Here is a 12,604-nt window from a genome sequence, read left to right as displayed (position 1 = left end):
TTCTTATTTTAAATATTGAAAAGTTCTTTGATCAAAGCTGTAAGGAAAATGTTTGCAAGTGCAACCGGCAATAGTACCTTCCATGCGAACTCCATCAACTGGTCTGCACGGATACGCGGGAACGTCGCCCGGAACCAGATCAGGATATACACTACAAGGCTGAACTTAAGCGAGAACCACACAGCGCCTGGGATAAAGCCCAGGAACGGAAGCGGCAGCCAGCCTCCAAGGAAAAGCACAACAATCAAGGCTGACATTGCGAACATATACACATATTCAGCAAGCATGAACATCGCCCAGCGGAAGCCAGAGTACTCGGTATGGAAACCGGCAACTAGTTCGTTTTCCGCTTCAGCAAGGTCGAATGGCACCCTGTTCAGTTCGGCAGTTGCAGCAATGAAGAATACGATGAAAGCGATTGGCTGCCATAGAATAAACCAGCCTTTACTTCCCTGTGCCTCTACGATTTCATTCAAGTTCAGGCTTCCTGAAAGCAGGACAATCCCAAGCACACTCATTACCAGCGGAATTTCATAGGAAATCATCTGTGCCGCCGCACGCATACCGCCAAGCAATGAGTACTTATTGTTTGATGCCCAGCCTGCCATTAACATCCCGACAATCGTCAGGCCTGAAATGGCGATATAGTATAGAAAACCAACATTCAAATCAGCAAATTGCAGTTCATCGGTCAGCGGGATGGTCGCCATTACCATGAAGGATGGAGCGAACGCAATCACCGGTGCGATGATGAACAGCGGCTTATCCGCTAATTTCGGGATTAAGTCTTCTTTTACCAAAAGCTTTAATACGTCGGCTACAGACTGCAAGAGGCCCCATTTACCGCCGACATGCGCCGGGCCATAACGTCCCTGCATAAATCCAAGCACCTTTCTCTCAGCCAGAATGGCCATTGTTACGAATCCGAGGATTACAAGCAACAGGACAACTGCCAAAAGAAAGAAAATACCAAAGTTGATCAAGCCCGGGCTATTAGTGAGAAGATCCGCAACCATTAGCCGTCTACCTCCCCAAGAACGATATCAACCGCTCCTAAAATTGCAATCAGATTCGAGATGCTTTCACCTTCTAAAAGTTTAGGAAGGATCTGCAAATTGTAGAAGCTCGGCCTTCTGAACTTGAGACGGTAAGGCTCTTTTTTGCCATCGCTTGATATGTAACAGCCGATTTCGCCCCTGGAGCCTTCGATCCGGACAAACGCTTCCCCTTTTGGAGCCTTGATGATCTTTGGAACCTTGGCCATGATTTCTCCCTCTTTCGGGAATTGTTCCAAAGCCTGTTCGATGATTTTCAGTGATTCTTCGATTTCACCCAGCCTGCAATAGTAGCGGGCAAGAGCGTCTCCTTCTTCACGAGTGACAACGTCAAAGTCGAAGCGATCATAGATCGAGTACGGCTCATCCTTGCGCAAATCCCATTTTACCCCGGTACTGCGCAGGTTCGGACCGCTCAATGAGTAGTTGATGGCATCTTCTTTTGTATATGTTCCGATGCCTTTTGTTCGGTTAAGGAAAATTTCATTCCCCGATACCAGCTGATGGTATCCTTTCAGCTGACCTCTTAAATAAGGAATAAAATCAGCAATCTTTTCAAGCCAGCCTTCCGGAGCATCCCATTTTACACCGCCTACACGCATGTAGTTGAATGTCAGGCGCGCACCTGAAAGTTCATTCAGCAGATTCAGGATCATTTCGCGGTCACGGAATGCATATAGCAATGGGCTCGTAGCTCCAAAGTCAAGGATGAAGGTTCCCCACCAGAGCAGATGGCTGGCAACACGGTTCAATTCCATTGCAAGAACCCTTAAGTACTCAGCTCGTTCAGGAACTTGGATGCCCATCATTGTTTCTACTGCATGGACAAGTACATAGTTATTTGTCATTGCCGATACATAATCCATTCGGTCCGTATACGGAATGATCTGGGTATATTGAAGATTTTCCGCTAGTTTTTCTGTACCGCGGTGCAGATAGCCGATTACCGGCTTCGCTTCAACAATAATCTCCCCGTCGATTTTAAGAACGAGGCGGAATACACCGTGTGTACTTGGGTGCTGCGGGCCCACGTTCAAGAGCATTTCTTCTGTGCGTATCACGGGCTACACCTCCACATCATACGGTTCATAGTCTTTTCTTAATGGGTGGCCGACCCAGTCTTCACCCAGCATGATGCGATGGAGGTTAGGATGGCCTTCGAATTTAATACCAAGCAAGTCGTAAGTCTCACATTCAGGCCAATCTGCACCTGCCCAAAGCGGCTGAACGGATTCAATGACTGGTTGATCACGATCGAGCTTGACCTTAAGTGCAACTGTCTGCCTGTTTTTGTATGAGTATAAATGCACATACACTTCCATATGTGTTTCAAAATCAGTGCCGTGAAGCTCTGATAAATAATCGAATCCAAGCAATTCATTGTATTTCAGGAATGCAGCGACACGTTTGTACGAATCTTTCTTCGCAACAAGCGTCGGCACATCCTTGGATAACGGGTTAATATAGTAATCTTCTAAAACATCCGCACCAAGGTTGTCTGAAATCACTTTGACATATTTATCAAGATAGTGCTGGTTTGGAGAAGGCTTCTTCTCTTCTGCAGGTTCTGCAGCTTCAGTTTTTGCTCCGGCTGCGGACTTTGCCTTTGCGGCAGCGGCTGCTTTTGCCTTAGCTGCGGCAATCGCTTTCGCTTTTTCGTCATCGGCAGATCCACCAGCATCTCCGCCCATTGCTGCAGCTTTCGCTTTCGCTGCTGCGGCGGCTTTGGCTTTTGCTACTGCTGCGGCTTTTTTCTTCGCCAGGTCATCATCGTCTCCCGATGAAGCTTCTGTTGACTCACCAGCTTCTGCCTTCGCTTTTAGTTTTGCTGCTGCAGCTGCTTTTGCTTTCGCTACCGCTGCGGCTTTCTTCTTCGCGAGGTCATCATCATCACTTGATGAAGCTTCTGCTGACTCACCAGCTTCTGCCTTTGCCTTCAGTTTTGCTGCGGCTGCCGCTTTTGTTTTTGCTACCGCTGCGGCTTTCTTCTTCGCCAGGTCATCATCGTCTCCTGCTGGAGCTTCTGCTGATTCCACTGAATCTGCCTGGCCAGTCGCTTTCATTTTCGCTAGTGCGGCTGCCTTTGCTTTTGCTGCTGCGGCGGCTTTTTTCTTCGCGAGGTCTGCATCATCGTCTCCTGCAGGAACTGCCGGTGTAGCTGGTGCCTCAGACGCTGCGGGATCTTCAGTTGATTCTCCTGCTGCTTGCGCATTCGCTTTCATCTTTGCCAGTGCTGCTGCCTTCGCTTTCGCTGCAGCGGCGGCTTTTTTCTTCGCGAGGTCCGCGTCATCACTTACTGCTGGTGCCTCAACTTGTTTTTCTTCTGGTGCAGCGACTTTTTCAGCAACCTCTTTCGGATCATTTCCTTCACCCGATTGCTTTGCTGCCAGGCGCTGTTTTGCCAGCTCTTTCGCTTTTTCAGCTGCTTCTCTCTTTATCTGCTCTAAATCCTTTTCCCCGCTCATCGGTTAGATCACCTTCTTCCCGGTTTTCGCCTCATAACGGATCTTCTCTTTTAACTTATTAATCCCGTAAATTAGCGCTGCTGGGTTCGGCGGGCATCCCGGTATGTATACATCGACGGGAACGATCTGGTCGACCCCTTTAACTACTGAATAAGATTTTACGTAAGGACCTCCTGCTGTTGCACATGATCCCATGGCAATTACCCATTTCGGTTCAGCCAGCTGATCATAAAGTCTGCGGACTGTCGGAGCCATTTTTTTCGTTACGGTTCCTGATACGATCATGACATCTGATTGACGCGGCGAGTTCCGGTAAAACGTTCCGAAACGGTCAAGGTCATAGTGAGCGGAGCTGGAAGCCATCATTTCGATCGCACAGCAAGCTAGACCAAATGTCATTGGCCACATGGAGTTGCTTCGTGCCCAGCCTTTAACCTGTTCAAGTGTAGTCACGAATACATTTCTTTGGAGTTCTGCCATTTCTGCAGGTGAAAGATCATCCAATTTTAAATCCATTTTAGCACCTTCTTTTTCCACGCGTAGATGAGTCCAATGAGAAGCAATACAACAAAGATCAGCATTTCAATCAACGCAAAGATCCCCAATTTCTCATAAGCGACAGCCCATGGATACAAAAACGCTGTTTCTACATCAAAAATAACGAACATAAGGGCAAACACATAATAACGGACGTTAAACTGAACCCTTGCATCGCTGAAAGGTTCCATCCCGCTCTCGTAGGTGGTATATTTCCGCTCATCCTGCTTGTACTTTGGACGCAGAAGCTTAGCCGCGAATAAAGCAACAACAGGAAGCAATACCCCGAGACATAGGAACACAAAGACTATCAAATAGTTATTTTGATATAGATTCAACTGTTCCATGCCCATCCCTCCAATGTTGTAAAATTTTCATACTTTTTAAACTTGTAACCGATAACAATTATACCATTGTTGCAAATGTGTGTCGATAAAGCTTTGAACAAACTGGCAACCTTCTTCCATGTCTACTAACATATGAAAAATAGATAAAAAAGCACGTGAAAATAGGCTGCCGCAAGAGTTGTTCTTTTCCATACTTAGTAGCATTCAGTGAAATTTATTCGTATTCTTTTAACCAGGTTTATTTCGCAGTTTTGGAACTCACCGTCGTGCAGGAAGGCGCATGCTCCTTTTTTCCCCGAAATATGCTTTTGACATAAAAGATGCGCTTATACTAAAGAAAATCATTCGGTTACATTCTATATTTACTGCATTTGGGTTTAGTTGTCAGTGATGTTTGTCAACATTTTTTATGTTCTGTTACAGCAGAGGTTATGGTGGAATTGTGTAGTTTTTGATTTTCTGGGTTAAATTTGAGGAAATGAATGAGGAGTCAATCTCAAACCAGCATTTTTTTGATCAACCTGTTGTAATTTGTATAAGAGCTGTGACTAGCCATGATTTACTTAGCATAATTTCTGGGTTAAAATATATTGCATTTTAATAACAAAAAGTTTTTATAGCGAAAATAAAATTTTTATAGCGAAATTTGATAATTTATAGCTTTTTAAGATTTTTTATAGCGATAATTCTTTTTTAATAGCTAAATTTTAGTTTTTATAGCGAAATGGAAACTGTTCCCACATAGGCAAGTCTATTGGGTGGTAGATCCTCCACTCTCTACATTAAAAAACACCCTCCAGAAAAAATCCGGAGGGTGTTCATCATTATATTTTGCGTTCAGCAACTGAAATACGGTTGATCGCACGCTGCAGGGCAAGTTCTGCGCGTCTGAAGTCAACGTGTTCCTGCTTTCTTTCATGCAGGCGCTGCTCAGCGCGTTCTTTTGCTCTTAGTGCACGCTCAAGATCGATCTCAGAAGATTGTTCAGCGGATTGAGCCAGGATGGTTACCTGCTCAGGACGGACTTCAAGGAAGCCGCCGCTGACCGCAACGAATTCAGTATTGCTGCCATTTTTCAAACGGACAGCGCCAATTTGTAGCGGTGCAACCATTGGAATGTGGCCTGGCAAGATTCCGAGCTCACCTGTGCGAGCTTTTGTGCTTACCATTTCTACATTTCCTTCATACACCGGCCCATCGGGAGTAACAACACTGACTTTAATCGTCTTCATTTTTTACCCTCCTGGTCCGTTATTAGACCTCTACACCCATACGTTTTGCATTCTCGATAACTTCTTCGATACGGCCAACTAGGCGGAATGCATCTTCTGGAAGGTGGTCATATTTCCCGTCAAGGATTTCAGTGAAACCTTTAACAGTTTCTTTAACTGGCACGTATGAACCCTTCTGACCAGTAAACTGCTCAGCTACGTGGAAGTTTTGTGATAGATAGAACTGAACACGGCGAGCGCGGTGTACGATTAACTTATCGTCGTCCGAAAGTTCGTCCATACCAAGGATCGCAATGATGTCCTGAAGTTCTCTGTAACGCTGTAATGTTTGCTGAACACGGCGAGCTACATTGTAGTGGTCTTCGCCAACGATTTCAGGTGTCAATGCACGTGAAGTCGAAGCAAGTGGATCCACCGCAGGGTAGATACCCATTTCAGAAAGCTTACGCTCAAGGTTCGTTGTTGCATCCAAGTGGGCGAAAGTTGTAGCAGGAGCCGGATCCGTATAGTCATCGGCTGGTACGTAAATCGCCTGGATTGAAGTAACAGAACCTACGTTAGTAGATGTGATACGCTCTTGTAATTTACCCATTTCAGTAGCAAGAGTTGGCTGGTAACCTACCGCAGAAGGCATACGGCCTAACAGGGCAGATACTTCAGAACCTGCTTGTGTGAAACGGAAGATATTATCCATGAAGAAAAGAACGTCCTGTCCTTGCTCATCACGGAAATATTCAGCCATTGTCAAACCAGTCAGGGCAACACGCATACGTGCTCCTGGCGGCTCGTTCATCTGACCGAATACCATAGCAGTTTGCTTGATAACGCCAGAATCAGTCATTTCGTGGTAAAGGTCATTACCTTCACGTGTACGCTCACCAACACCTGCGAATACAGAGATACCGCTGTGCTCTTGAGCGATGTTGTTGATCAATTCCTGGATTAATACAGTTTTACCTACACCGGCACCACCGAATAATCCAATTTTTCCACCCTTGATATATGGAGCAAGAAGGTCTACTACCTTAATACCTGTTTCAAGGATTTCAACCTCAGTAGAAAGCTGTTCAAAAGTTGGAGCTTCCCTGTGGATTGAATCGCGGCGTGCATCAGCCGGTAGTGGAGCGTCAAGGTCAATAGACTCACCCAATACGTTAAATACACGTCCAAGTGTTACATCCCCAACTGGTACAGAGATGGCAGCACCTGTATCTAATACTTCCACTCCGCGCTTTAGGCCGTCAGTGGATGACATAGCGATTGTACGAACTGTATCATCACCTAAATGAAGGGCTACTTCAAGGGTTAGTTCGATGTTAACATCCGCATCGTTACTTACAATTTTCAAAGCATTATAGATCTCAGGAAGATTGCCGCTTTCGAACTTAACGTCAACAACCGGACCCATAACCTGGAGAACGCGTCCTTTGTTCATCTTGTTCCCTCCTAACGTACTTGTTCAAATATATACATCATGATGGGATGTGGACATCATGCCACATCCCCGATTTTCATCAAAAAATTTTCATACGGCGGCATGCGCCAATCAACGATTCTACTCGAGCGCTGCGGCTCCACCGACGATTTCGGTGATTTCCTGGGTAATAGCAGCCTGACGTGCACGGTTGTAGCTCAAGCTGAGTGAATTAATCAGCTCTTTCGCGTTATCCGTTGCATTTCTCATGGCTGTCATACGAGCAGCGTGTTCACTTGCTTTACTGTCAAGCAGTGCTCCGTATATCAAGCTTTCTGCATACTGTGGCAAGAGAACATCCAGGATTGCTTCAGCATCTGGTTCAAATTCATAGGAAGTCAGCTTAGCAGATGCTGCCATATCAGTTAATGGCAACAGCTTCTTTTCATTCACTTCCTGTGAAATTGCGCTGATGTAATGGCTGTAGTATAAGTACAGCTCATCGAACGTTCCATCAGAGAACATACCAACAGTACTGCTGGCGATGTCCTGGATCTCAGCGAAAGATGGTTGATCCGCAATACCGACGATATCAAGTACAACATTCATGCCACGCTTTTGGAAAAAGTCACGGCCCACTCTGCCGATGGCGATAATTGCAAACTCATCATTTGATTTATGTCGACTTTGGATCGTCTGATAAACCTGACGAATGACGTTACTATTGTAAGCCCCTGCAAGACCGCGGTCTGAAGTTATCACTAGATATCCCGTCTTCTTCACCGGACGGCTGTTCAGCATTGGATGATTGGAATTCTTGCTGCCCATCGCGACTGAAGTAGTCACTTCCTGGATTTTTTCCATGTAAGGTACGAATGCTTTCGCGTTCATAACTCCACGGTTCCATTTAGCTGCAGATACCATTTCCATTGCCTTCGTAATCTGGCTCGTCTTTTTAGTTGAAGTTATACGGGATTTTATATCACGTAAAGATGCCATTTTAGGTTCTCACCACCCTTTTTCAAAGATTGTTCAAGTTAAATGTCAAGCTGGAAGGCAAGACCTTCAGATCATTCCGTGAAGGTTTGAGTGAAGGGCTTGCCTGGCCCGGCGTGAATTTTTACTCAGAAACTGCAAACGTCTTTTTGAAGTCGTTGATTGCAGCAGACATATCGTCATCTGAAGGAAGTTCCTTCGTTGTACGGATATGGTCTAACACTTCTTTGCGGTTGTGGTCTAACCATGTATGGAATTCTGATTCAAAGCGGCGGATATCCTGCAATGGAATATCATCAAGGAAGCCGCGAGTAAGTGCATATAGGATCGCTACTTGCTTTTCAACAGATAGCGGCTTGTTCAAATCTTGCTTAAGCACTTCTACCGTACGAGCACCGCGGTTAAGTTTTGCTTGAGTTGCCTTATCAAGGTCAGAACCGAACTGTGCGAATGCTTCCAATTCACGGTATGATGCAAGGTCAAGACGCAGTGTACCAGATACCTTCTTCATCGCTTTGATTTGAGCGGATCCCCCTACACGGGATACAGAAAGACCTGCATTGATCGCTGGACGTACGCCAGAGAAGAATAGGTCAGACTGCAAGAAGATCTGTCCGTCTGTGATTGAGATAACGTTCGTTGGAATGTAAGCAGATACGTCGCCCGCTTGTGTTTCAATGAACGGAAGTGCTGTGATTGAACCTGAGCCTTTAGCGTCGCTCAATTTCGCAGCACGCTCTAATAAACGTGAGTGCAAGTAGAATACATCCCCTGGGTAAGCTTCACGACCTGGAGGACGGCGAAGCAGCAAGGAAAGTTCACGGTATGCAGCCGCTTGTTTAGAAAGGTCATCATATACTACAAGCACGTGCTTGCCATCGTACATGAAGTCTTCCGCCATCGTTACACCAGCGTAAGGAGCAAGGTATAAGAGTGGAGCTGGCTGTGAAGCAGATGCTGTAACAACGATAGAATATTCTAACGCGCCGTGCTTACGGAGAGTTTCAACCGCATTACGTACAGTTGATTCCTTCTGACCGATTGCAACGTAGATACAGATCATGTTCTGACCTTTTTGGTTAAGGATTGTATCGATGGCAACAGATGTTTTACCAGTCTGGCGGTCACCGATGATCAATTCACGCTGTCCGCGGCCGATTGGTACAAGAGCGTCGATCGCCTTGATACCAGTTTGCAATGGCTCATGAACCGATTTACGATCCATTACGCCTGGTGCAGCGTACTCGATTGGACGAGTTTTAGTTGTGTTGATTGGACCCATACCATCTACAGGTTGTCCAAGTGGGTTTACCACGCGGCCGATTAGCTGTTCCCCTACAGGAACCTCCATGATGCGGCCCGTACGGCGCACCTCATCTCCTTCGCGGATGTCAGCGAAAGGTCCGAGGATGATAATACCGACGTTATTTTCTTCAAGGTTTTGTGCCATACCCATAACGCCGTTTGAAAATTCAACAAGTTCTCCAGCCATGACATTGTCGAGGCCATGAGCACGGGCGATACCGTCACCTACAGAGATAACTGTACCCACATCACTCACTTGAATTTCCGACTGATAATTCTCGATTTGCGATTTTATCAGCGCACTGATTTCTTCAGCATTGATGCTCATGAGTTTACCCCCTATCTACGAATCTTAGCCTAGCAATTTACGTTCTAAGCGGTTTAACTTGCCGCGCAAGCTGCCGTCATATATGCGATTCCCAATACGGATTTTCAATCCGCCTAGCAATTCAGGATCTACAATGTTTTGAATGCGAAGCGATTTTTTACCAACCTTAGCTGCAAAGCTTGCTGATAATGCATCACTTTCGTCTTCTGTTAATGGGCGAATGCTGTACACTTTCGCATCAGCAATGCCATGCTCTTCATTTGACAGTTCAACGAATTGATCGACCACTTCGACCATTTGGTCCTGGCGATGACGATCAATCAGAATCATTAAAGTATTCAATACGAAAGGATTCACCTGTGAAAAAGAGTCTTTGATGATCTCTTTTTTCTTCGCAGCTGAGACTTTAGGAGACTGTAAAACTGCATTTAAATCACTGGAATTAACTAAAACTTCCTTCACTACACGAAGTTCTTGTTCCACTTGTGCCAGAAGGTTATTCTCCTTCGATAACTGGAAAAGAGCCAACGCATAGCGCTTTGCTACCATGGAGTTCATCGGCCTTCTCCTGCCTCTTGAATATATTCATTGATCAGCTTTTCTTGATCAGCTGCAGTAAGTTCCTTTTCAATCACCTTAGAAGCAATTAAAACAGATAGGCTTGCAACTTGTTCACGAATAGCAGCAACAGCTTGTTCTTTTTGCTGTTCGATTTCACGCTTCGCAGATTCTTTAATGCGTTCTGACTCAGCACGAGCAGCCACGATGATTTCTTCGCGTTGAATATCGCCTTGCTTTTTCGCGTTCTCAATCAATTCTTGAGCCTCATTACGAGATTGCTTTAATAGTTCACGTTGTTCTGCTAGAAGCTTGCTTGTTTCTTGACGAGCTTGTTCAGCAGCATTAATTTCGCCTGCGATATGCTCTTCACGCTGTTTCATGATGCCCATTAACGGACCCCAAGCGTACTTTTTAAGCAATGCTAGCAAAATAAGAAACATAATTAGCTGGAATACGATGTCTCCACCGTTAATACCTTCGTGTGCTGTTTCAGCAGCACCGAGTACAAATTGGCTTGTTAACACCCTCGATTCACTCCCTTCAAGAGTCTTTCCCTTTTTTGATTGAGCGAAAGGAACCTTTGCTTCAATATAAAAGGATGAAATAGATCGATTTGATTATTTTTCAATCATTATGGGTACATAAGAATGGCGAAGCATCAAATAGAATCGTCTTCGCCATTTGAATAATTTACGTAAGATTAACGGCCTAAAACCATGAATGCAATAACTACACCGATGATTGGCAATGCTTCTACTAACGCAACCCCGATGAACATTGTAGTTTGAAGTAAACCACGTGCTTCTGGCTGACGAGCGATACCTTCAACTGTACGACCTACGATAAGTCCGTTACCGATACCAGCGCCTACTGCTGCTAGACCGATTGCGATTGCTGCTGCGATAAGATTCATTATTTTGTTTCCTCCTTAAATTGTATAGAAAAATTTTTTTGAAAAAAATTGTTGTTCATATGAACAGAGTTATTTTAATGGTCGTGACCCACTTTATGGGACAGATAAACCATTGTTAACATGGTGAAAATATAGGCTTGGATCGTACCAACAAAGATGGAGAATCCTTGCCAAACCAGTGTTAATGGAATCGCTGCGATAGTACCAACAATCCCGGATGCAGCCAAACCGCCTGCAAGTAAAGATAGTAGTAATTCACCAGCATAAATGTTACCGTAGAGACGCAAACCAAGTGTTAGCGTGTTTGCAAACTCTTCAATAATCTTAAGTGGGAACAAGAATTTCATCGGACTGAAAAAGCCCTTTGCATATTCTCTTCCGCCCTTTAACCTGATTCCATAATAATGGGAAAGTGCAACCACCATTACGGCTAAAGTTAAAGTAATGATTGGGTCCGCAGTTGGTGATTTCCACCATAATGTTTCGTCAATCACGATTGCAAATGGCAGACCAAGCATATTGGACACGAAAATGTACATTAACAGAGTCAGTCCAAGTATGTGGAATCTTCCACCATCCTTCCAATCCATCGTGCTGTTGATGATGCCCTTGACGAAATCCATAACCCATTCAAAGAAGTTCTGCATTCCAGTAGGCTTCATTGCAATACGACGTGTAGAAAGAACAGCAATCAGAAAAACAATAACACTTGCTATTGTAATCATTAAGACATTAGCTAAGTTAAAAGTAAGTCCCAAAAAATGAACTAATGGAGCTTCATGATGCAACAGTATTCACCTCTCTTCCCCCGCTATTTATGTTGTAGAAAACTTTGAATAAAATAATCTATGATAATAACAACATAGGTTGTCATTAGTCCCACTACCACACTTGCCATATGAAATTGATCTTCATATTCCAATGCAATCATTGCTGCGATTGCGGCTGTAGCCAATCGAGAGACAGAGCCGAGCGAACGGACCTTTTTCCCTTGAGACACAGCCTTATCAAAGCTTTGCGCTCTTCTTGCCAAAAGCAATAAGATCATGAAACTGAATGCAGTTCCAAGAGCTAGTCCTGCAAAGATTGATTTGTAGGAGGTAAATCCCCAGCCAAGAACATAAACAGCTAAAAGTACGTACATATACCGACGTTGCCGATGAAACATTTGGTTTATTTCTGACATTAAAGATTAGTCTCCTGAAAAAAAGTGTTGGATCAAACGGAGCATGGCGTACACGCCAGCAGCCAATCCCATGAGCAGACCGAGAATGAGAAAAAGTGGTTCGGTTCCTACTTTGTGATCGAGCCATCTTCCTGAGAAAATGCCAATCAGTATAGATCCGACTAATTGAGAAAGGATCGCGGACGTTAGAGCCATTGCTTGCAATGGATTACGCTTATTTTGACGCATTCAATCACATCCTCGTTTTAGGGATTGAACAGTCCGA

At 44.7% G+C, this 12,604-nt stretch carries 15 protein-coding genes; all 15 read right to left on the bottom strand.

The genetic code is table 11. The annotated features are described in order from the left end of the window. Positions 1-8 precede the first annotated feature (8 nt). The 15 genes from nuoH to V7201_RS13740 all read right to left on the bottom strand — a co-directional run bounded on the left by nuoH (position 9) and on the right by V7201_RS13740 (position 12,567). Complete coding sequence (gene nuoH / locus V7201_RS13810; protein WP_335377321.1) at positions 9-1,016, bottom strand: NADH-quinone oxidoreductase subunit NuoH; 1,008 nt, start codon at positions 1,014-1,016, stop codon at positions 9-11. Continuing rightward, on the bottom strand, positions 1,016-2,116 hold the full coding sequence (locus V7201_RS13805; protein ID WP_335377320.1) for an NADH-quinone oxidoreductase subunit D: 1,101 nt from the start codon (positions 2,114-2,116) through the stop codon (positions 1,016-1,018). Before V7201_RS13805 ends, nuoH begins: the two co-directional genes overlap by 1 nt. 3 nt (positions 2,117-2,119) lie before the next feature. Further along, positions 2,120-3,520 (bottom strand): NADH-quinone oxidoreductase subunit C, encoded by a 1,401-nt coding sequence (locus tag V7201_RS13800; protein WP_335377319.1) that lies wholly within the window; start codon positions 3,518-3,520, stop codon positions 2,120-2,122. A gap of 3 nt (positions 3,521-3,523) precedes the next feature. Further along, positions 3,524-4,036 (bottom strand): NuoB/complex I 20 kDa subunit family protein, encoded by a 513-nt coding sequence (locus V7201_RS13795; protein WP_207501340.1) that lies wholly within the window; start codon positions 4,034-4,036, stop codon positions 3,524-3,526. After that, positions 4,027-4,404, bottom strand: a complete 378-nt coding sequence (locus tag V7201_RS13790; protein WP_207501341.1) for an NADH-quinone oxidoreductase subunit A — start codon at positions 4,402-4,404, stop codon at positions 4,027-4,029. The genes V7201_RS13795 and V7201_RS13790 overlap by 10 nt, the downstream gene beginning before the upstream one ends. Positions 4,405-5,228: 824 nt before the next feature. After that, on the bottom strand, positions 5,229-5,636 hold the full coding sequence (locus tag V7201_RS13785) for a F0F1 ATP synthase subunit epsilon (RefSeq protein ID WP_335377318.1): 408 nt from the start codon (positions 5,634-5,636) through the stop codon (positions 5,229-5,231). A gap of 22 nt (positions 5,637-5,658) precedes the next feature. Further along, positions 5,659-7,071, bottom strand: coding sequence for a F0F1 ATP synthase subunit beta (gene atpD, locus V7201_RS13780; protein ID WP_335377317.1), 1,413 nt, complete (start codon positions 7,069-7,071; stop codon positions 5,659-5,661). Between the two features lie 120 nt (positions 7,072-7,191). Continuing rightward, positions 7,192-8,049: a F0F1 ATP synthase subunit gamma gene (locus V7201_RS13775; RefSeq protein WP_335377316.1), complete on the bottom strand. Its 858-nt coding sequence runs from the start codon at positions 8,047-8,049 to the stop codon at positions 7,192-7,194. A gap of 121 nt (positions 8,050-8,170) precedes the next feature. Beyond that, positions 8,171-9,679, bottom strand: coding sequence for a F0F1 ATP synthase subunit alpha (gene atpA / locus V7201_RS13770; protein ID WP_335377315.1), 1,509 nt, complete (start codon positions 9,677-9,679; stop codon positions 8,171-8,173). A 24-nt stretch (positions 9,680-9,703) separates the two neighbouring features. Then, on the bottom strand, positions 9,704-10,237 hold the full coding sequence (locus tag V7201_RS13765) for a F0F1 ATP synthase subunit delta (protein ID WP_335377314.1): 534 nt from the start codon (positions 10,235-10,237) through the stop codon (positions 9,704-9,706). Further along, the gene (gene atpF, locus V7201_RS13760) at positions 10,234-10,764 is read right to left on the bottom strand and encodes a F0F1 ATP synthase subunit B (protein ID WP_335377313.1); all 531 of its coding nucleotides are present in this window, start codon (positions 10,762-10,764) and stop codon (positions 10,234-10,236) included. Before atpF ends, V7201_RS13765 begins: the two co-directional genes overlap by 4 nt. A gap of 176 nt (positions 10,765-10,940) precedes the next feature. Further along, positions 10,941-11,153, bottom strand: coding sequence for a F0F1 ATP synthase subunit C (atpE, locus tag V7201_RS13755; RefSeq protein WP_026572680.1), 213 nt, complete (start codon positions 11,151-11,153; stop codon positions 10,941-10,943). A 74-nt stretch (positions 11,154-11,227) separates the two neighbouring features. Next, positions 11,228-11,941 carry a F0F1 ATP synthase subunit A gene (atpB, locus tag V7201_RS13750; protein WP_335377312.1) on the bottom strand — a complete coding sequence of 238 codons (714 nt, stop codon included), beginning with the start codon at positions 11,939-11,941 and terminating at the stop codon, positions 11,228-11,230. A gap of 23 nt (positions 11,942-11,964) precedes the next feature. Continuing rightward, a complete protein-coding gene (locus tag V7201_RS13745) occupies positions 11,965-12,339 on the bottom strand; it encodes an ATP synthase subunit I (RefSeq protein ID WP_335377311.1) in 375 nt (124 codons plus the stop codon). Between the two features lie 6 nt (positions 12,340-12,345). Further along, positions 12,346-12,567, bottom strand: a complete 222-nt coding sequence (locus V7201_RS13740; protein ID WP_335377310.1) for an AtpZ/AtpI family protein — start codon at positions 12,565-12,567, stop codon at positions 12,346-12,348. Positions 12,568-12,604: the final 37 nt, after the last annotated feature.

The organism is Bacillus sp. JJ1122, from assembly GCF_036964885.1.
Taxonomy (GTDB): Bacteria; Bacillota; Bacilli; order Bacillales; family Cytobacillaceae; genus Mesobacillus.
Note: the sequence above shows the minus strand (reverse complement) of the source record. Positions and strands in the feature narration are given on the sequence as shown.